At 70.9% G+C, this 19,507-nt stretch carries 20 protein-coding genes; 11 read left to right on the top strand and 9 right to left on the bottom strand.

Annotated elements, in window-relative coordinates; translation table 11 throughout:
• Positions 1–32 precede the first annotated feature (32 nt).
• From ACIRPX_RS31260 to ACIRPX_RS31250, 3 genes are all read left to right on the top strand, one after another.
• Positions 33–149: an SGM_5486 family transporter-associated protein gene (locus tag ACIRPX_RS31260; RefSeq protein ID WP_097262240.1), complete on the top strand. Its 117-nt coding sequence runs from the start codon at positions 33–35 to the stop codon at positions 147–149.
• Between the two features lie 185 nt (positions 150–334).
• On the top strand, positions 335–541 hold the full coding sequence (locus tag ACIRPX_RS31255) for a hypothetical protein (protein ID WP_404201498.1): 207 nt from the start codon (positions 335–337) through the stop codon (positions 539–541).
• A gap of 65 nt (positions 542–606) precedes the next feature.
• Positions 607–1,125, top strand: coding sequence for a SixA phosphatase family protein (locus ACIRPX_RS31250; RefSeq protein ID WP_404201496.1), 519 nt, complete (start codon positions 607–609; stop codon positions 1,123–1,125).
• A gap of 97 nt (positions 1,126–1,222) precedes the next feature.
• Here the strand turns inward: ACIRPX_RS31250 and serB are convergent, their stop codons facing one another.
• Positions 1,223–2,437: a phosphoserine phosphatase SerB gene (serB, locus tag ACIRPX_RS31245; protein WP_404201494.1), complete on the bottom strand. Its 1,215-nt coding sequence runs from the start codon at positions 2,435–2,437 to the stop codon at positions 1,223–1,225.
• A gap of 267 nt (positions 2,438–2,704) precedes the next feature.
• Complete coding sequence (locus tag ACIRPX_RS31240; RefSeq protein WP_404201492.1) at positions 2,705–4,558, bottom strand: streptophobe family protein; 1,854 nt, start codon at positions 4,556–4,558, stop codon at positions 2,705–2,707.
• Between the two features lie 243 nt (positions 4,559–4,801).
• Here ACIRPX_RS31240 and ACIRPX_RS31235 point away from each other — a divergent pair, with 243 nt between their 5' ends.
• The gene (locus ACIRPX_RS31235) at positions 4,802–7,312 is read left to right on the top strand and encodes an FHA domain-containing protein (protein WP_404201490.1); all 2,511 of its coding nucleotides are present in this window, start codon (positions 4,802–4,804) and stop codon (positions 7,310–7,312) included.
• A gap of 82 nt (positions 7,313–7,394) precedes the next feature.
• On the opposite strand, the gene ACIRPX_RS31230 is transcribed toward ACIRPX_RS31235, so the two are convergent.
• The 3 genes from ACIRPX_RS31230 to ACIRPX_RS31220 form a co-directional block, all read right to left on the bottom strand.
• Positions 7,395–8,183 carry a transglycosylase SLT domain-containing protein gene (locus tag ACIRPX_RS31230; RefSeq protein ID WP_404201488.1) on the bottom strand — a complete coding sequence of 263 codons (789 nt, stop codon included), beginning with the start codon at positions 8,181–8,183 and terminating at the stop codon, positions 7,395–7,397.
• A gap of 299 nt (positions 8,184–8,482) precedes the next feature.
• Entirely contained in the window at positions 8,483–9,601 is a 1,119-nt protein-coding gene (locus ACIRPX_RS31225; protein ID WP_404201486.1) for an S-adenosylmethionine:tRNA ribosyltransferase-isomerase, read from the bottom strand.
• Positions 9,598–10,296, bottom strand: a complete 699-nt coding sequence (locus ACIRPX_RS31220) for an SDR family NAD(P)-dependent oxidoreductase (protein ID WP_404201484.1) — start codon at positions 10,294–10,296, stop codon at positions 9,598–9,600. The genes ACIRPX_RS31225 and ACIRPX_RS31220 overlap by 4 nt, the downstream gene beginning before the upstream one ends.
• Before the next feature lie 245 nt (positions 10,297–10,541).
• Here ACIRPX_RS31220 and ACIRPX_RS31215 point away from each other — a divergent pair, with 245 nt between their 5' ends.
• From ACIRPX_RS31215 to chpE, 3 genes are all read left to right on the top strand, one after another.
• Positions 10,542–11,687 (top strand): GAF domain-containing sensor histidine kinase, encoded by a 1,146-nt coding sequence (locus ACIRPX_RS31215; protein ID WP_404201482.1) that lies wholly within the window; start codon positions 10,542–10,544, stop codon positions 11,685–11,687.
• Positions 11,680–12,321, top strand: a complete 642-nt coding sequence (locus ACIRPX_RS31210) for a response regulator (RefSeq protein ID WP_404201480.1) — start codon at positions 11,680–11,682, stop codon at positions 12,319–12,321. The genes ACIRPX_RS31215 and ACIRPX_RS31210 overlap by 8 nt, the downstream gene beginning before the upstream one ends.
• A 173-nt stretch (positions 12,322–12,494) precedes the next feature.
• Positions 12,495–12,737 (top strand): chaplin ChpE, encoded by a 243-nt coding sequence (gene chpE, locus ACIRPX_RS31205; RefSeq protein ID WP_404201478.1) that lies wholly within the window; start codon positions 12,495–12,497, stop codon positions 12,735–12,737.
• A 174-nt stretch (positions 12,738–12,911) separates the two neighbouring features.
• On the opposite strand, the gene ACIRPX_RS31200 is transcribed toward chpE, so the two are convergent.
• Positions 12,912–13,706 (bottom strand): hypothetical protein, encoded by a 795-nt coding sequence (locus ACIRPX_RS31200; RefSeq protein ID WP_404201477.1) that lies wholly within the window; start codon positions 13,704–13,706, stop codon positions 12,912–12,914.
• A 137-nt stretch (positions 13,707–13,843) separates the two neighbouring features.
• Between ACIRPX_RS31200 and ACIRPX_RS31195 the strand changes: the two genes are divergently transcribed.
• The 3 genes from ACIRPX_RS31195 to ACIRPX_RS31185 all read left to right on the top strand — a co-directional run bounded on the left by ACIRPX_RS31195 (position 13,844) and on the right by ACIRPX_RS31185 (position 16,262).
• Positions 13,844–14,641 carry an ABC transporter ATP-binding protein gene (locus ACIRPX_RS31195; RefSeq protein ID WP_404201475.1) on the top strand — a complete coding sequence of 266 codons (798 nt, stop codon included), beginning with the start codon at positions 13,844–13,846 and terminating at the stop codon, positions 14,639–14,641.
• Between the two features lie 105 nt (positions 14,642–14,746).
• Positions 14,747–15,178, top strand: coding sequence for an NfeD family protein (locus tag ACIRPX_RS31190; RefSeq protein WP_404201473.1), 432 nt, complete (start codon positions 14,747–14,749; stop codon positions 15,176–15,178).
• A 133-nt stretch (positions 15,179–15,311) separates the two neighbouring features.
• Positions 15,312–16,262, top strand: coding sequence for an SPFH domain-containing protein (locus ACIRPX_RS31185; protein ID WP_404201471.1), 951 nt, complete (start codon positions 15,312–15,314; stop codon positions 16,260–16,262).
• Positions 16,263–16,389: 127 nt separating this feature from the next.
• Here ACIRPX_RS31185 and ACIRPX_RS31180 read toward each other — a convergent pair whose 3' ends face one another.
• From ACIRPX_RS31180 to ACIRPX_RS31170, 3 genes are all read right to left on the bottom strand, one after another.
• Positions 16,390–16,896 (bottom strand): HNH endonuclease, encoded by a 507-nt coding sequence (locus tag ACIRPX_RS31180; protein WP_404201469.1) that lies wholly within the window; start codon positions 16,894–16,896, stop codon positions 16,390–16,392.
• Positions 16,897–17,040: 144 nt separating this feature from the next.
• A complete protein-coding gene (locus ACIRPX_RS31175; protein WP_404201467.1) occupies positions 17,041–17,580 on the bottom strand; it encodes a YbhB/YbcL family Raf kinase inhibitor-like protein in 540 nt (179 codons plus the stop codon).
• A gap of 42 nt (positions 17,581–17,622) precedes the next feature.
• Positions 17,623–18,405: a sporulation protein gene (locus tag ACIRPX_RS31170; protein ID WP_404201465.1), complete on the bottom strand. Its 783-nt coding sequence runs from the start codon at positions 18,403–18,405 to the stop codon at positions 17,623–17,625.
• A gap of 137 nt (positions 18,406–18,542) precedes the next feature.
• Between ACIRPX_RS31170 and ACIRPX_RS31165 the strand changes: the two genes are divergently transcribed.
• Positions 18,543–19,184, top strand: coding sequence for a DNA-3-methyladenine glycosylase (locus ACIRPX_RS31165; protein WP_404201463.1), 642 nt, complete (start codon positions 18,543–18,545; stop codon positions 19,182–19,184).
• The last annotated feature ends 323 nt before the right edge of the window (positions 19,185–19,507 follow it).

Raw genomic sequence — 19,507 nt, 5'->3', positions numbered from 1 at the left:
CCGCCACGCACGCGGGGTGGGAGACTTGCCGCATGCCAGTGCTCGACCCGAACCCGCAGAACGGCCAGAAGAAGATGCTGCTCGTCTTCGGCTCGTTCCTCGCCATCTTCGTGATCATCGCCGTCATCGCGACGATCGCCTCGCCCTGACGCCCGCCGTTTGGCCACGAGGCCGTGACACCCGATGGTGGGGATATCCCCCCATCCCCTAGGGGGCGGGTGTCAGGGTCAAGTGGGTGGATCTCCGGATGGGTTGGGGGCCGCCGGATCCGTACCTTCGAACCGTGACCGCGAGAAGCGGGCCACGGACCGTTCGAAGACCAGCGGAGGTATCCATGTCGGGCCGCACGCACACCCTGTCCCACCCGGCGACCAAGGGTGGCGTCGACATCCGGCTGCCCTGGTGGGCCCTCGCCCTGCCGGCGCTCGCCTTCATCGTGCTCCTGGCCCTGATGCTGAACCCGACCGACGCCCACGCCGCGTCGGGCGACCCGGCGATAGCCCACCTCTTCGAGCGCCTGCAGCAGCTGATGACCCGCTGAGCACCGTTCCGGCCGCCGGTCAACTACCTGCGCCCATTGGCCTGTTTCATGCGAAGCTGGATTCCATGAGCGTCGCTGAACTCCGCAGGATCGTCCTCTTCCGGCATGCGAAAGCCGACTGGCCGCAGGTGACCGACCACGAGCGCCCCCTCGCTGAGCGGGGGCGGACGGACGCCGCAGTCGCCGGACGCAAGCTGGCCGACACCGGCACCCCCTTCGACCTGGCCCTGTGCTCCACCTCGGTCCGGACCCGCGAGACCTGGAAGCTCGCGGTCCACGAGTTCCCGCAGCGGCCGAAAACCACCTACGAGGAGCGGATCTACGAGGCCTCGCCCGGCGAGCTGATCACGCTGCTCAACGAAACCCCGGACGACGTGCGGAACGCCGTACTCATCGGCCACAACCCAGGCGTGCAGGGCCTCACCGACATCCTGGCCGGCTCGGCCGAGGGCGACGCCCGCGAGCGGATGGAACGCCGTGGTTTCCCGGCCGCCGCCTTCGCCGTCCTGTCCTTCGAGGGCTCCTGGAAGACCCTGGAGCCGTCCGTGGCCACGCTGCTCGACTACTGGGCGCCGTCCGAGTAGCCGGCACCCCGCGCCAGGGGCCCGGCACCACCGCGGTGCCGGGCCCCTCGGCGTGCGCGGCGGCCCGCCTCCGCGGACGATCTGCGTACGCGGAGGTCTACTCCTCGTCGTGCGTGTCCGCCGCCTCGACCTCTTCGCGGGTCACACCCAGCAGATACAGGACGGTGTCCAGGAAGGGGACGTTCACCGCGGTGTGCGCGGCCTCGCGGACGACCGGCTTGGCGTTGAAGGCGACGCCGAGGCCGGCCGCGTTGAGCATGTCCAGGTCGTTGGCGCCGTCGCCGATCGCCACGGTCTGGGCCAGCGGTACGCCCGCCTCGGCGGCGAACCGGCGCAGCAGCCGCGCCTTGCCCGCGCGGTCGACGATCTCGCCGGTGACCTTGCCGGTGAGCCGCCCGTCGACGATCTCCAGGGTGTTGGCCTGGGCGAAGTCCAGCCCGAGCCGCTCCTTGAGGTCGTCGGTGACCTGGGTGAACCCGCCGGAGACCACGCCCACTTGGTAGCCGAGCCGCTTCAGCGTGCGGATCAGGGTGCGGGCACCGGGTGTCAGCCGCACCTCGCTGCGCACCTTGTCCACCACGGAGGCGTCGAGTCCCTCCAGGAGCGCCACGCGCGCGTGCAGCGACTGCTCGAAGTCCAGCTCGCCCCGCATCGCGGCCGCGGTCACCTCGGCGACCTTGTCCTCGCAGCCCGCGTGCGCCGCGAAGAGCTCGATCACCTCGTCCTGGATGAGCGTGGAGTCGACGTCCATGACCACCAGCCGCTGCGCCCGCCGGTGCAGGCCCGCCGCGACGACCGCAACGTCGACACCGAGTGCCGCCGCGTCCGTCACCAGGGCGGTGCGCAGCGGCTCGGTCTCCACGCCGGACACCGCGAACTCGACCGCCGTCACGGGGTACTTGGCGAGGCGGAAGATGCGGTCGATGTTGCCGCCGGCCTTGGCGATCTTGGCGGCGATCCTGGCGGTCGCCTCCGAGGTGAGGGGATGTCCGAGAACGGTGACCAGCGAGCGCCCGAGGCCGCGTGGCCGGTTGTCGCCGCGGCCGGAGATGATCTCCGCCTGCATCTTCATCGACTCGGCCCAGCTGTGCACGGTCGCGCGCAGGTCACCCTCGAGTCCGGCCGGCGGCTGGGTCACGAGCGCGCACAGCACCATTCGGCCACGGGTGACGACCTGCTCGATGTCGACCACGTCGAGGGAGTAGGCGGCGAGGGTGTCGAAGAGGCCGGCCGTGATGCCGGGCCGGTCCTTGCCGAAGATCTTGACAAGGAGTGTGGGAACGTCGGAGGTCGAGGTCTGCTCAGCGCTCATGGTGGCTCCACCGTATCCGGCACCCAGTGCCTACCGCCGCCGCGGTCCGCCTAGCGGACACGGAACAGTGGGTGTCGCGCGGATGACGACGGATTGAAGGGTCAACCACGGCTGCAGCACAAGCTTCGCAGACATCACCGGGCGCGGCCATGGCGAAGCCCACGTCAGCCCCGGCAGCGACCGCGGCCCCGGCAGCCGTGAGCCCCGAACGGCCCGTCACTCACCCCAGCGGCAGCCGGTCCCCGTGTTCCCGGCCGCCGTGTCGGCTCACGGGCGGCCCTTGGGGCGCCTCGGTGGGGGAGGGGGCGGAGGAGGCGGAGGGGGGCCGTCGTCCCGTGACGGCGGGGACCCCTCACCGGGCCGGGGACGGCGGCGCGGGGGCCGCGGAGGCGGGTCTCCGGCCTGCCAGGCGACCGTGGGAGCTCCGTACATGCCGCCGTCACCGCCGTCACCGCCCTCCCCGCCCGCGGGCGGGGGCGCCGCGCCGGGGCCGTGCGCGGGGGCGGACGGCGGCCGTGCGTCGTCCGGCTCGCGGAGTTCGTCCGGCAGCTGCAGATAGGGGTTCGTGGCCGGGTTCGGTGCCCGGTACGGCGTGCCGGGCGTGTACGGCCCCGCCGCAGCCCCGCCCCTGCCCGGCTCGCCGGCGGGCACCCCGGCCTCGCGCACGTCCTGCGGATGCGCGGCCCCGGCCGGTGGCCCCTCCGCCGCGGCCCCCAGCGCGAGCGGCGCCGCCCGCCTCCCCGCCGACCCCGTCGACCAGGCCAGCAGTGCCCCGACGGCCCCCGCACCCGCGCCCCACAGGGCGCCCAGGAGCAGCGCCAGACCGAGATGGCCCTGCAGGGTGATCCCGGCACCGAACGCGTCGAAGCCCAGCACCGACAGCGAGGCGTTCACCGACACCTCCGTCAGCCAGGCGAGCAGCGGCAGCGTCAGCGCCGTGACGATCCCGAGCCGCACCGCGCAGCGCCCCGCGAACCCGAGGGCGCCCGGCCTCCGTACGCCCTCGACGCCGGCCGGTGTCCGTACCGCCGTCAGCACCCCGGCCAGCAGCATCGTCACGGCAGCCGCCACGGCCAGCAGCCACACGCGGCCGTCCAGGTCCGCCAGCCGCCCCAGCGTCACCGACTGATCGGTCCTGGCCGTGAGCAGGTCGTTCAGCGGATGGGGCAGCAGCTTGGCCAGTTCACCGGTCGCCCTGCCGTCGTAGGGCACGAAGAGGCCGACCGGGATGGCCAGCCAGGTGCCGTTGGGCGCGCCCAGCAGCGCGGCGCCGAAGATCCGCCGGGGGTGGTCGTCGCCGATCGCGGCGTACGTCGCGGCCGCCAGGCCCGCCACCACCGACAGCACCGTCACCATGACGATCGCCGACACCGCCGGCCGCACCACCCGGTGCACGGCCTCCCAGCCGCGCGGCAGGGGCGTGCGGCGCGAGGCGAGCAGGGCGATCAGCAGGACGCCCGCGGACCAGCCGAGGCCGCCGAGCAGCGTCGCCGCGGTGTCGACCGTGAAGCCGACCGCCGCCTTCGCGTGGATGAGGTTGCCGATGTTGTCGGGCAGCAGCCCGCCGATGTTCCCGATGTCGCCGAGCCCGGGGATGCTGACGCCGCCGCCCCCGCCTCCGACGCCCGGCAGCTTGTTCAGGCCCAGCGAGCCGCCGTCGATCGTGATGACATCGTGTCCTGCCCAGGCGAGCCCGCCCAGCGTCGCCACGAACAGCGCGACCACCGCGCCCGCGCGCGCGACGAGTTCGGCCGGTGCGACGACAACTCCCGCCGTGCGCAAGGACCTCAGAAAGAACCAGGACAACAGCAGTGCCCCGACCAGGCCCACACCCAGGGGCGTGATCGTGACGGCCGTATGCGCTTCCGCGCCTTTCAGTCCGAATGCGGACACATCGCCGGACGGGGTGACCGAACCGCCCGCCCCGAGCGCCACGACCGCCGCGGTCATCGGCCCGAGCGAGGCCGTCGCGTCCGCCCCCAGCAGGTGCAGACCCAGCGCGGCCGTGCCCGCCATTCCTATCAACGCCCAGCTCACGGAGGCGATCGCGGACAGCGCGACGTCTCCCCACGGCACCCTGGCGCCGCTCCGTACGGACTCGACACTCGACGACACGCTCATGGCAGACCCCCCGATCCGCGACACGGCACGGCCACCGCGCCTGTCCCCCCTCGCGTGGATTACCACTCTCCGGGTCGGTTTCAACCCCGTCAACGGAACCATCCGATGCGCGCCCGCGTGGTCGTCTGCACAAGGCCCGGCTTTCGGTCAGGGGGGCGAGCCTGAAATAGTTCCCGACGATGTTCGACATCCCTAGACTCCCTGTGATGGGGGCAACTCGGGGGACTACTCATGGGGCATGGAGTGCCTGAACTCGTACTGGAATTGAATGGACGTACCTGGACGCTCGATCCGTCCAGGCCGTACGCACTCGGACGCGATCCGCAGGGCGACATCGTGATCGACGACGCCAGGGTGTCCTGGCGTCACGCCACGATCAGCTGGAACGGCCGCAGTTGGGTCATCGACGACCACGGCAGCACCAACGGCACGTTCGTGCAGGGGCAGCGGATCCATCAGATGGAGGTCGGGCCGGGTGCCGCCGTGCACCTCGGCAACGCGACCGACGGTCCGCTGGTGACGGTGACCGGCGCGGCGGCCGCCGTCGCCCAGCCCCGGCAGCAGCCGTACGCCGCCCAGGGCGCGGGCCCCGGCTGGGCGCAGCAGGCGCCGCAGCAGCAGGCCCCGCAGGCCGGCCGGCCGCAGCAGTCCGCGTCTCAGCAGAGCGCGGCGCAGGTGCCGGCGCAGCAGGGTCCCGGTGGCGGCGCGGGGGCGCCGCCGGTCTACGGCGACCGCAGCCCGACCACCTTCCACCAGTTCTCCCTCGGCCGCGTCATGCGCATCGGCCGTGCGCTGGAGAACGAACTGGTCGTCTCGGACCTGCAGGTCTCCCGCCACCACGCCGAGTTCCACGCGACGCCGGACGGCCGCTTCGAGATCCGCGACCTGGGCTCGCACAACGGCACCTACGTCAACGGCCAGCCGATCGCCAAGGGCGGCTCGCAGCTCCTCGGCCCGAACGACATCGTCGGTGTCGGCCACTCGACGTTCCGCCTGGTCGGCGACCGCCTCGAGGAGTTCGTCGACACCGGTGAGGTCTCCTTCTCGGCCCGCCATCTGACCGTCACGGTCGACGGCGGAAAGCAGATCCTGAAGGACGTCTCCTTCGGCGTCCCGGAGAAGTCGCTGATCGCGGTCATCGGCCCGTCCGGCTCCGGAAAGTCGACCCTGCTCAAGGCGCTCACCGGCTACCGGCCCGCCAACCAGGGCGACGTCCTCTACGACAACCGGAACCTCTACAAGCAGTTCGCCGAGCTGCGCCAGCGCATCGGTCTGGTCCCGCAGGACGACATCCTGCACAAGGAGCTGACCGTCAACAGAGCCCTCAAGTACGCGGCCAAGCTCCGCTTCCCGGCCGACACCACGGCCGCCGAGCGCGAGGCCCGTATCGACGAGGTGCTGCGCGAGCTGAAGCTGGACATCCACAAGGAGAAGAAGGTCACCTCCCTCTCCGGCGGCCAGCGCAAGCGTGTCTCGGTGGCCCTGGAGCTGCTCACCAAGCCGTCGCTGATCTTCCTCGACGAGCCCACCTCGGGCCTCGACCCGGGCATGGACCGCGACGTCATGCAGCTGCTGCGCGGCCTCGCCGACGACGGCCGCACGGTCCTCGTCGTCACCCACTCCGTGGCCGAGCTGGCGATCTGCGACAAGCTCCTGGTGATGGCCCCGGGCGGCTCGGTGGCCTACTTCGGCCCGCCGGAGGAGGCGCTGAACTTCTTCGGCTACGACACCTGGGCCGACGTCTTCTCCGCCTTCGAGAACTACCGCGACTACGACTGGGCGGGCCGCTGGAAGGGCTCGCAGCACTACCAGATGTACGCCGCGGACATCGACGCCGTTGCGCCGCAGTCCGTACAGATGCCGCCGATGCAGGCGATGAAGCCGCCGAAGCCGCAGGGCTGGATGTCGCAGTGGGTCACGCTGGTGCGCCGCTACGTCTCGGTCATCGCCTCCGACAAGGGCTTCCTGGCGCTGACGGTGATCCTGCCGCTCGTCCTCGGCGCGGTGAGCCTGCTCATCGACTCCGGCAAGGGCCTGCTGCCCAACCCGACGATCAACCGCGCCACCGGCCAGCCCGTCCCGAACGGCACGGCCACCACCGTCCTGCTGATCCTCGCGGTGGGCGCCTGCTTCGCGGGTGCCGCGAACTCCGTCCGTGAGCTGATCAAGGAACGGGTCATCTACGAGCGGGAACGCGCGACCGGCCTGTCCCGCTCGGCCTATCTGATGTCCAAGGTCTTCGTGCTCGGTGTGGTCACCGCGGTGCAGGGCCTGATGGTCGGCGTCATCGGCTTCGCCAGCCGCGAGATCCCCAAGGAGGGACTCGTCCTCGGCCACGCCACGCTGCTCGAGCTGACCCTGCCGATCATGGGCCTGGGCTTCACCTCGATGATGTTCGGCCTGGTCATGTCCGCACTGGTGAAGACGGCCGAGAAGACCATGCCGCTGCTGGTCATGTTCGCGATCATCCAGGTCGTGTTCACCGGCTGCCTGTTCGCCCTGAACGGCTCGATCGGCGCCAACCAGATCTCGTACCTGATGCCGTCCCGCTGGGCGGTCGCCGCGGCCGGCGCCACGCTGGACTTCAACAAGATCAGCCCGCCCGGCAAGGGCAAGAGCAACGACCCGCTGTGGGAGCACACGGTCGGTGCCTGGGGCATGGACATGCTCGCCCTGATCGTCCTGGGCGTCATCTGCGGCTTCTTCGTGGCCCGCTTCCTGCGCCGCCACGAGCCGGAGGTCATGCGCAAGTAGCCGCTGCGCGGCGACGTGCGAAGGGCGGCACCCGTGAGGGGTGCCGCCCTTCGGCGTTCACGTGAAGAGGTCCGCGCCGACCTCAGTACGCGCTGTTGACGTTGTCGATCGAGCCGTACTTGTCGGCCGCGTAGTTGGCGGCGGCGGTGATGTTGGCGACCGGGTCGTAGATGTTCCACGACGTGCCGTTCACGTGGTACGCGTTGAAGGTCGGCGGGATGACCTGCAGCAGACCCTTCGACGGGATGCCGTTGATGGCGTTGATGTCCCAGCCGTTGATCGCGTTCGGGTTGCCCGAGGACTCCCGCATGATGTTGCGGTACAGGCCGTTGTAGCTGCCCGGGATGCCCTTCTTGTGCATGATGTCGAGGGCGTGGTTGATCCAGCCGTTGAGGTTGTTCGTGTAGACCTTGGGCGCGGCCTTCTTGACGGTGGGCCGCTTGGCGGACCGGCTCGCGGCCGCCTTGGCCTTGCGTGCGGCCTCGGCCTTCCTGGCGGCGGCAGCGGCGGCGGCCTTCTTCTTGGCGGCGGCCTTCCTGGCGGCGGCCTTCTTCGCGGCGGCCTCGGCGGCGGCCTTCTTCTCGGCGGCCGCCTTCTTCTTGGCGGCGGCCTTCTTCGCGATGGCCTCGGCCTTCAGGTGCTGGCCGGCGAGCTGGTCGGTCACGCTGGCCTTGACGTCCTTGATGGGCTTGTTGCTGTACTCCACCTTGGCCGTGGGGACGGCGGCCGCGTCGGTGGTCGTGTCGGCGCTGCTGGGGACGGCGGAGAACGCGAGGGCGGCGGCACCGAGGGCGGCGACACCGGCTATCGCGATCTTCTGGTGGCGGTCGAGCGAGCGACTGAGTCGGCGAATCTGGATGTTCTTGGGCATGGCAGACGGACCTCTTCGAATAGCGCGGAGGTCGCTCCGAGCGGCGGGGGACATGGGGCCCTTCCCGCGCAAAAGCCGCGGGGGTGAACCCGCGGCGCTGAGCGACGGAAGCAATTCTTAGCGGCCGCAAAATGCCGAGGCAAAGATGTGACGTACGATCCTGGATAGTGGATGAGGGATGGGCAAAACGGGGCAGACTGGACCGTCTGCCCCGCTCAAATGGGGACGCTATCTCTCCTATCGGGCTTCGTACGTGATGTGGACCCTATGCGCGGGCTCACATCAGGGGGGTGACGGCCTCACCGGCAGTTGCTGGAGCAATGCGCAGTGTGAGGGTTTTCCTCCGGCAGGATGAGGTGGACGTCCCCGAACTCGTGCCACAGGTAGTGCCCGCGCAGCGCCGCGTCGTAGCTGCGGTCGACCGCGCTCCGTCCGGCGATCGCCTCCAGCATCAGCAGGTGGGAGGCCTCCGGCTCGTGCAGCCCGGTCAGCAGCCCGTCCACCACCCGCACCCCCCGCTCCGGGGTCACCACGAGGTCCGTCCACCCTTCACGCGCGCGTACGGACCCGTCGGGGCCGGCGGCCGACTCCACGGCCCGCACGGCGGTCGTCCCGACGGCGACGACGCGGCGGCCGCCCGCCTTCGCGGCGTCGATCAGCCGCGCCGAGGCCTCCGGCACCGAGAACCGCTCCGGATACGGCGGCTCGTGCGCCTCCACGGAGGCCACCCCGGTGTGCAGCGTCACCGGCGCGAACTGCACGCCCCGGCTCACCAGCTCCGCCAGCAGCCGCGGGGTGAAGGGCCGCGCGGCACTCGGCATCTCCGCGCTGCCCGTCCCGTCGGGGGAGGGGAGCGCGAACACCGTCTGGTAGACCGACAGCGGCTGGTCCCGCTCCGTGTACGCGTACCGGATGGGCCGCCCGTGCTCCCGCAGCATCCCGAGCACCGCCCCGGACACGCGGGCCCACCACAGCCGGTCCGCACGCACGCTCAGCGGTTCCTCCAGAACCAGCCGCACACCGCCGGGCAGCCGCACCTCCGTACCCGCGGGCCCGCCCGCCCGCGCGCGCGTGGTCCCCTTCCCGTCGGGATCCCGCAGTTCGACCGCCCAGCGTCCGTCGTCGCCGCGCGTGGAGAAGTGCACCACCACGTGCGCGTGACCGGTCCGTCCGTCCACCGCGGCGGCCAGCGTGGGCGAGGTGTTCACCACGAGCAGGTCCCCGGCCCGCAGCAGCCGCGGCAGCTCCCGGAAGGAGTGGTGCGACACCTGCGTACCGTGCGACACGAGCAGCCGTACGGCGTCCCGGCCGAGCCCCGCCCCGCGCTGCTCGACCGGGATCCGCGCCGACAGCTCCTCCGGCACGCGCCCCCACCCTCCAACAGGCTCCAACGGCGCAATCCCCGTCGCCGTCGTCATCGCCGCCCTCCCAGCAGCGCCGGAGCCGCGTAGCGGCCGCTCGCCGGACGCTCGTCCAGCAGTCTCAGGAAGGCCGGCACCACACTCGCGGGCGCCGGCCGCGGGTCCCCGTCGTCCGGAACCGCCGCCGCGTACAGGTCGGTGGCCATGTCGCCCGGGTCGACCGCCCAGACCCGCAGCCCCGGCTCCTCCGCGCCGAGCACCGCGGCGAGGTGGTCCAGGGCCGCCTTCGACGCCCCGTACCCGCCCCAGGTCTCGTAGGCCTCGGCGGCCGCGTCCGAGCTGATCGCGATCACCGCGCCCGTGCCCGACGCCCGCAGCAGCCCCAGCGCCTCCTGGACCAGGCCCAGCGCGGCCACCACGTTCACCTCCAGCGCCCGCCGCAGCCCGTCCGGATCGAGTGCCTCCAGTCGCACGAGCGGCTCGGCGCCCAGCGCGCTCGCGTTGCTCACCAGCAGATCGAGCCCGCCCAGCTTCCCGGCGGCCGCCACCAGCGCGGCCCGGTGACCGGCGTCGGTGACGTCCCCGGGCAGGGCCGTCACGCGCGTGCCGTGCCGTTCGAGCCGGCCCGCCGTCTCCTGGAGCACCGCGGCCGTCCTGGCGTCCAGCACCAGATCCCAGCCGCGCGCGGCCAGCGCTTCGGCGAGCGCCCGCCCCAGCCCCTTCGAGGCCCCCGTGATGATCGCTACCGGCATGACACGTCCCCTCGTCTCGCCCGCCTCCTGATCGGCGGTGCCCTCAACGTAGGAACCGGGCCGCCCGCCCCGCCTCGGACGCGGGCCGCAACGTGCCGGGGCCCTTCGCCCTAAGCCGCAGGTCCGGGGTGCTGGGCCTAGGCCGCCGGACCTAGGCCCACCGGCGCAGTCCGGGCCCCCACAGGTCCGATCCGCGCTGTCGCACCCCGCCGGTACCGTGAGGACATGAGTCGAGGACCGAGGACATGAGCCAAGGACCCCGGTCGGGCCTGACCGCGGTGAGCTCCGCGCTGCTCGCCATGAGCCGGCATCTCGAGGTGCGCGACGTCCTCAAGACGATCGTCGCCTCGGCCCGCGAACTGCTCGGCGCGCAGTACGCCGCGCTCGGGGTCCCCGACGACCACGGCGGCTTCGCCCAGTTCGTGGTCGACGGCGTCAGCGACGCCCAGTGGAAGGCCATCGGCCCGCTCCCGCGGCAGCACGGCATCCTCGCGTCGATGCTCCGGGAGGCGAAGACCGAGCGTCTCGCCGACCTGCGCGAGGACCCCCGCTTCGAGGGCTGGCCCGCCGCCCACCCCGACATGTCCGACTTCCTCGGCCTGCCCGTCAAGGACGGCGACGAGATCATCGGCGCGCTCTTCCTCGCCAACAAGGACTGCCCCAAGCCGGAGGGCGGCTGCGGCTTCACCGAGGACGACGCGGACCTGCTGGAGATCCTCGCCCAGCACGCCGCCATCGCCCTCACCAACGCCCGGCTGTACGAGCGCAGCCGCGAGCTGACGATCGCCGAGGAGCGCTCGCGCCTCGCCCACGAACTGCACGACGCGGTCAGCCAGAAGCTCTTCTCCCTGCGCCTGACGGCCCAGGCCGCCGCCGCCCTCGTCGACCGCGACCCGTCCCGCGCCAAGGGCGAACTGCAGCAGGTCGCCGTCCTCGCCGCCGAGGCCGCCGACGAACTGCGCGCCGCCGTGGTGGAGCTGCGCCCCGCAGCCCTCGACGAGGACGGCCTCGTCGCCACCCTGCGCACCCAGATCCAGGTGCTCGACCGCGCCCACACCGCGCGCGTGACCTTCGACAGCTGCGGCGTGCGGGCGCTGCCCTCCGCCCAGGAGGAGGCCGTCCTGCGCGTCGCCCAGGAGGCCCTGCACAACGCCCTGCGGCACGCCGGCGCGGAGCGCGTGGACGTCACCCTGACCCGGCGCGGCGGCGCCGCGGTCCTGCGCGTGTCGGACGACGGCGGCGGCTTCGACCCGACGGCGATACGGCAGGCGGGGCGCCACCTGGGCCTGGTGTCCATGCGCGACCGCGCGAGCGGGGTCGGCGGCACGCTGACCGTGGAGTCGGCGCCCGGCAAGGGCACCATGATCGAGATGGAGGTCCCCGGTGGCTGACGCAATCAAGGTGCTGCTCGTCGACGACCACCAGGTGGTCCGCCGCGGCCTGCGCACCTTCCTGGAGGTGCAGGACGACATCGAGGTCGTGGGCGAGGCGGCCGACGGCGCCGAAGGAGTCGCCCGCGCCGAGGAGCTGCGGCCGGACGTCGTCCTGATGGACGTCAAGATGCCGGTCATGGACGGCGTGGACGCCCTGCGCAAGCTCCGTGAGCTGGAGAACCCCGCGCGCGTGCTGATCGTCACCAGCTTCACCGAGCAGCGCACGGTGGTCCCGGCCCTGCGCGCGGGCGCCGCCGGCTACGTCTACAAGGACGTGGACCCGGACGCCCTCGCCGGCGCCATCCGCTCCGTGCACGCCGGGCACATCCTGCTCCAACCCGAGGTCGCGGGCGCCCTCCTGTCCCAGGAGGAGGCCAACTCGGGCCAGGGCAGAGGCGGTTCGCTCACGGACCGGGAGCGCGAGGTCCTCGGCCTGATAGCGGACGGCCGCTCCAACCGCGAGATCGCGCGCGCCCTGGTCCTCTCCGAGAAGACCGTCAAGACCCACGTCTCGAACATCCTCATGAAGCTCGACCTCGCCGACCGCACCCAGGCCGCGCTCTGGGCCGTACGCCACGGCGTGACGGGCTGAGACGCGCCGTGCGCGCCGGTGCTCCCGACGGCAATGCGGATGGTTGCATTCCGGGCTGAGATTCATACCGTCGTGGGAATGTCCCCCGGATGGCGCATCCTCTGTGGATCTCCGCCGTTCTCCAGTGCGTGCTGCGGCGAACGTCGCGGCAGTCGCTAGGGAGGGCTCAGAAAGTGAAGAACCTGAAGAAGGCAGCGGCCGTGACGATGGTGGCCGGTGGACTGATCGCCGCCGGCGCCGGAATGGCCTCCGCCACCGACGCCCACGCCGACGGCACCGCCGCGGGCTCGCCCGGTGTCATCTCGGGCAACCTCGTCCAGGCCCCCGTCCACATCCCGGTGAACGCGGTGGGCAACAGCGTGAACGTCGTGGGCGTCCTCAACCCCGCCTTCGGCAACCTGGGCGTCAACCGCTGACACCCTCCACACCACAGCGGTGACCACCGGCCTCCCGGCAACCCGGGAGGCCGGTCAGTTGCTTTCCAAGCCCGTCCGGCGCCCGAGGGCGAGGCCGTCCAGGCCGAAAGGGGATCTCGGGGCGAAGCCCCCAGGTACGACGTCACGAACCGCCGGCGCCAACAGAGGCGACGCTCACCGCATCCCCCGCTCCCGCTCCTCCACGACGGAGTTGTACGCCGCGACCTGAGCCCGCCTTCCCACCCGTTCCACGGGCCGCAGGGCCTCCGCCCGGGCCGCCATCTCGGCGGAGCTCACCGCACCCCCGTGCCCGTTCTCCCGCGCGAGCGAGACCAGGAGCCCGACCCGCTGCGCCAGCTCCAGCACCCGCACGGCACGCGGCGGATACCCCGGAGCCAGCACCTCCTGACCCTGCCCCCGCTCGGCCCGCGCCCGGTAGGCGTCGATCGCCGCCTCCGCCACCGGTCCCGACGCGGCGACGTCCAGCCGGCTCAGCACCTGCGTGGCCTCCCGCAGCGCCTCCGCCAGCTCCCGCTCGGCCTCGCCCAGCGAGGGCACGTCGGCCGGCGGCGCGTCCCGCACCGGCAGGCAGTGCCAGACGACCTCGACATGGACATCACCGTCGGGCCCGGCCTCGTACACCTCGGGCACCAGCCCGAAGGCGGCGCCGTGGCAGACGACCGCCTCCGCGGCCTCCATCGCCCGCGCGTTGAACTCCGGCGGGCCGCTCAGCCCCAGCGGATGTCCCGGCGCCGGCAGCGCGAGCCGCAGGCCGGTCACCCCGAGGGCGCGCAGCCGCCCGAGCGCGAGCGTGAGCCCGACGGGGCCCGACTCGCCGGGCAGCCCCTCCATCCGGTGCACGGCGTCGTCCCCGACGATGGTGACCACGGCGTCGTCGGGTGAGACAAGTCCGGCGAAAAGGGCATTTCCCCATGCCGCAAGGCGTCCTGAACGCGGTTCCGAGAGCATGCCTCCACCCTAAGGACCGGACCGATGGAATGGTCGGGCCGACCGGTGGCGTAGATTTCGTCGAGGGCAGCGCCCACAACGCGCACGCACAGCCGAGACGCCGAGACGGTCACACTGCAAGGGGAGACAACGCGCTCATGAGCGATGTTCTGGAGCTTCAGGACGTATCCGTGGTCCGGGAGGGCCGGGCTCTGGTGGACCAGGTCTCCTGGTCGGTCAAGGAGGGCGAGCGCTGGGTCATCCTCGGACCCAACGGCGCCGGCAAGACCACCCTGCTCAACGTCGCGTCCAGCTACCTCTACCCCAGCAAGGGCACCGCGACCATCCTCGGCGAGACCCTCGGCAGGCCCGGTACCGACGTCTTCGAGCTGCGCCCGCGCATCGGCATGGCCGGCATCGCGATGGCCGACAAGCTCCCCAAGCGCCAGACCGTCCTGCAGACCGTGCTGACCGCCGCGTACGGCATGACGGCCGGCTGGCAGGAGGAGTACGAGGACGTCGACGAGCAGCGCGCCCGCGCCTTCCTCGACCGCCTCGGCATGACCGAGTACGTGGACCGCAGGTTCGGCACCCTGTCCGAGGGCGAGCGCAAGCGCACCCTCATCGCCCGCGCCCTGATGACCGACCCCGAACTGCTCCTCCTCGACGAACCCGCCGCGGGCCTCGACCTCGGCGGCCGCGAGGACCTGGTCCGCCGCCTCGGCCGGCTCGCCCGCGACCCCATCGCCCCCTCGATGATCATGGTCACCCACCATGTCGAGGAGATCGCCCCCGGCTTCACCCACGTCCTGATGATCCGTCAGGGCAAGGTGCTCGCCGCCGGCCCGCTGGAGCTCGAACTCACCTCCCGCAACCTCTCCCTCTGCTTCGGCCTCCCGCTCGTCGTCGAACAGGTGGGTGACCGCTGGACCGCTCAGGGCCTGCCGCTGTCCTGAACCACGTCCCGACCCTGTGAAGTACCCGCGAAAACAAGGGCAAGAAGGCCCTCCTTCCCCATCGCGCCCTGTCCGAGGCGGGACCCGCGGACCTACCATGACGATGTGAACGACATCGACGCATGGGTGTGGTGGCTCGTCGGCGCGGCTGCGCTCGGAATCCCGCTCGTGGTCACGGCGATGCCGGAGTTCGGCATGCTCGCGGTGGGCGCCGTCGCCGCCGCGGTCGTGGCCGGGCTCGGGTTCGGTGCCGTGGCCCAGGTCATCGCCTTCGTCGTCGTCTCCGTCGCCCTCATCGCCGTGGTGCGGCCCATCGCGGCCAGGCACAGTGCACAGCGCCCTCAACTCGCCACAGGCGTGGATGCGTTGAAGGGGAAGCAGGCCGTCGTCCTGGAGCGCGTCGACGGCTCCGGAGGCCGGATCAAACTGGCCGGCGAGATCTGGTCCGCACGTTCGCTCGACGCCGGCAGTGCCTACGAGGTGGGCCAGGAAGTCGACGTCGTGGAGATCGAAGGAGCCACCGCGATCGTCATCTGACCTCGCAGGACTCAACTGAAGCGAACAGCCCCCGAGTTGTGCGACGGTCTGACAGACTCGACCAGCAAGATCTTCAACAGCCCATAAGATCTTCCGAAAGTGCCGAGGCGGAGAAGGGGTACGGGGAACGACGATGGAACCGGTCATCATCGTCCTGATCATTCTGGTGGTGTTGGTCTTCATCGCCCTGATCAGGACGATCCAAGTCATCCCGCAGGCCAGCGCCGCCATCGTCGAGCGCTTCGGCCGCTATACGCGGACTCTCAACGCGGGCCTCAACATCGTCGTCCCGTTCATCGACACGATCCGCAACCGCATCGACCTGCGTGAGCAGGTCGTGCCGTTCCCGCCGCAACCGGTGATCACCCAGGACAACCTGGTCGTCAACATCGACACAGTCATCTACTACCAGGTGACCGACGCCCGGGCCGCGACGTACGAAGTGGCCAGCTACATCCAGGCGATCGAGCAGCTCACCGTCACCACGCTCCGCAACATCATCGGTGGCATGGACCTCGAGCGGACCCTGACCTCCCGCGAGGAGATCAACGCGGCCCTGCGCGGCGTCCTCGACGAGGCCACCGGCAAGTGGGGCATCCGCGTCAACCGCGTCGAGCTCAAGGCGATCGAACCGCCCACCTCCATCCAGGACTCGATGGAGAAGCAGATGCGCGCCGACCGTGACAAGCGCGCCGCGATCCTCACCGCCGAAGGTACGCGCCAGGCCGCCATCCTCACCGCCGAGGGCGAGAAGCAGTCCCAGATCCTGCGGGCCGAAGGCGAGGCGAAGGCCGCCGCCCTGCGCGCCGAGGGTGAAGCCCAGGCGATCCGCACGGTCTTCGAGTCCATCCACGCCGGCGACCCCGACCAGAAGCTGCTCAGCTACCAGTACCTCCAGATGCTCCCGAAGATCGCCGAGGGCGACGCCAACAAGCTCTGGATCGTCCCCAGCGAGATCGGCGACGCGCTCAAGGGCCTGTCCGGCGCGATGGGCAACTTCGGCCTCGGCGGCCCTCCCGGCGGCGCCCCCACCCCCGCCCCCGGCAAGGCGACGGAACGCCGCGAGACGCCGTCCATAGACTGAGCCGCCGCGACAGACAACAGGGGCCCGCCTTCCCGGGAAGGCGGGCCCACATCTCGTCAGGGGCGCGCGCAACCGCGCGACCGGCGACAGGACACCCGCCCCCGCCGTACGGCCGAAAGCCCTACGGTCAGGCGGCGTCCCGTGCAAGCCAGGAAGGCAGCGCCCGAAACTCCTCCGCCCCCAGCGTCAGCAGCATCGCGTCCTGCGGAGTCGGCTCGAACGGCTCCCGCAGCAGCGGCATCCCCGCCTGCTCCGGAGTCCGGTCGGCCTTGCGGTGATTGTCCTCCGCGCACGAGGCGACCGTGTTGAGCCACGCGTCCTGACCGCCCTGCGACCGCGGCACCACGTGGTCCACGGTCGTCGCCCGCCGTCCGCAGTACGCGCACCGGTGCCGGTCCCTGACCAGCACACCCCGCCTCGACCAGGGCGCTCGTCTTCGGAACGGCACCTTCACGTACCTGCACAGCCGGATCACCCGGGGCACGGGTATGTCGAGCGCGGCTCCGCGCATGCGCAGCTCGGGGTGGGCCTGCTCGACGACGGCCTTGTCCTGCAGCACCAGAACGACGGCTCGGTTCAACGTCACCGTCGACAGCGGCTCGAAGCTCGCGTTCAGCACCAGCGTGTCCCGCATCCAGCCCACCTCCCATGCGCACCGGCCCACCCACTGGCGGGCTTGGATCAACTCTGGCCGGGCACGCCGAGATGGACAACGCAATAAAAAGTGCCCGCCCTCGATCACTTCCATGACCGGGGACGGGCAAACGTTCCATGAACGTCAGGCTTCCGCGGGCACCTCGTACTCACCGATCAACTGGGCACGCGCGATCGCGTGGAACCGCAGATTGAAGCCGACGAAGGCCGGACTGGCGTCCGCGTCCGGGCCGAGCTTCTCCTGGTCCACGGCGTACACCGTGAACACGTACCGGTGCGGCCCGTCCCCGGGGGGCGGGGCGGCGCCACCGAAGTCCCTGGACCCGTAGTCGTTGCGAGCCTGCACCGCGCCCTCGGGAAGCCCCTCGAACGTGCCGGTGCCCGCGCCGACCGGAAGCTCGGTCATGGAAGCCGGGATGTCGAACAGCACCCAGTGCCAGAACCCGCTGCCCGTCGGGGCGTCGGGGTCGTAGCACGTCACGGCGAAGCTCTTGGTCCCGGCCGGGAAACCCTCCCACCGCAGCTGCGGCGAGGTGTTGCCGGCCGCGTAGACCTGAGCGTCCTTGAGCGTGGCGCCCTCCTGGACGTCCTCACTCGTCACCGTGAAGGCCGGCACGGGCGGATGGAAGTCGTGGGGGAGCGGCCGCCGCTTGAGCTCGGTCACCTCGGTACCTCCTGATCGATTACGGAATCAGCAGTTCCGAGCCTAGAACCAGTTCCGCTTGCTGCCGACCTCGGACAGCCAATGGTTCAGATACCCCGCCCAGTCGGTCCCGTGGAAGTCGTGCTGACCCACCTGGAACGACCGGTAGGTGTCGCTGCCCTCGCTGAACAGTCCGGACTTCTTGTCCATCTCCAGGACGACGTCCATGGCGTGCTCGTCGGCCACGAAGCTCAACTCGACCTGGTTGAGGCCCCGGTACTGCGACGGTGGGTAGAACTCGATCTCCTGGTAGAACGGCAGCGTCTGGCGCGTCCCCCGGATGTGCCCGCGCTCCATGTCCGCGCTCTTGAAGCGGAAGCCCAGCTGGATGAACGCGTCCAGGATCGCCTTCTGCGCCGGCAGCGGGTGCACGTTGATCGGGTCCAGGTCGCCGGAGTCGATGGCGCGGGCGATCGCCAGCTCGGTGGTCACACCGATGTTCATACCGCGCAGTGCCTGGCCGTCGATCATGGTGACCGGTGTCTCCCACGGGATCTCGATCCCGAACGGCACGGCGTGCACGGCCCCGGCCTGGAGCTCGAAGGCCCCGCCGAGGCGCACCTTCGTGAACTCGATGTTCTGCTTGTACTCCTGGTCGCCGCTCTCGACCTCGACCTTCGCCTGAAGTCCCACGGACAGGCCTTCGATGTCCTGGTTGACGGACCCGCCCTGGATCCGCACCTCACCCTGGACGACGCCACCCGGAACGACGTTGACCTCGGTCAGCACCGTCTCGACCGAGGCCCCGCCGGCCCCCAGACTCGCGAGCAGCTTCTTGAACGCCATGACTCTCCCTTTACGTATGGATCCTTGATCCCTACCAACGCGATCCGGGTCCACCCGGTTCCGCGCCCTCACCCTGGCAAGCAGACGAATCCTTGACCAGCCCTTGGCTCCGACGGTCTGGACTAGGCTCGGGCCGCATGATCACGCCCCCGGACCGTACGCCACTCCCCAGGGAGTTCTTCGATCGCCCTGTCCTGGACGTCGCCCCGGATCTGCTGGGCCGCATCCTCGTGCGCACGACCCCCGACGGTCCGGTCGCCCTGCGCCTCACGGAGGTCGAGGCCTACGACGGCATGAACGACCCCGGCTCCCATGCCTATCGCGGCCGTACCGCCCGCAACGGAGTGATGTTCGGTCCGCCCGGTCACGTGTACGTCTACTTCACCTACGGCATGTGGTTCTGCATGAACCTCGTATGCGGTCCCGAGGACCGGGCGAGCGCGGTCCTGCTCCGCGCCGGTGAGGTGCTCGAAGGCGTCGAGCAGGCGCGTAAACGTCGACTCTCGGCCCGAAACGACAAGGAACTGGCCAAAGGCCCCGCGCGCCTGGCCACGGCCCTGGACGTGGATCGTGCCCTGGACGGTACGGACGCATGCGCCCCCGGGGAGACCCCGTTGCGCATCCTGACGGGCACCCCTATCGCATCCGACCAGGTACTCAACGGTCCGCGCACCGGGGTGGCCGGCGACGGAGCCGTGCACCCGTGGCGCTTCTGGGCCGCCAACGACCCGACCGTGAGCCCTTATCGGGCGCACGTCCCCAGGCGCCGCCGAAGTTGACGCACCCTTGCAAGGTGCGTAACGTAGCCCGAGCCGCTTGAACCGGGTACGGCGATCGCCAGCAGCCGGAAGCGGCCAAACCACTACCTACGGTCACCCTCAGCGAGGGCGAATTCGGCGTGTCCGCATGCCTGAATTCAATTGCGCGGAACTCGATTATGAGTTGCAGAGGGAATCGGCTAACGTAGTGAATGTCGAAAGGCCCCGCCGACCGGGAATCAGACGCCGAAAGGATCTGATAGAGTCGGAAACACCGAAGGGAAGCGCCCGGAGGAAAGCCCGAGAGGGTGAGTACGAAGGAAGCGTCCGTTCCTTGAGAACTC

The organism is Streptomyces sp. NPDC101225, assembly GCF_044767585.1.
Lineage (GTDB): Bacteria > Actinomycetota > Actinomycetes > Streptomycetales > Streptomycetaceae > Streptomyces.
The sequence above is the reverse complement of the archived record's forward strand: the minus strand, read 5'-3'. Positions and strand labels throughout refer to the sequence as shown.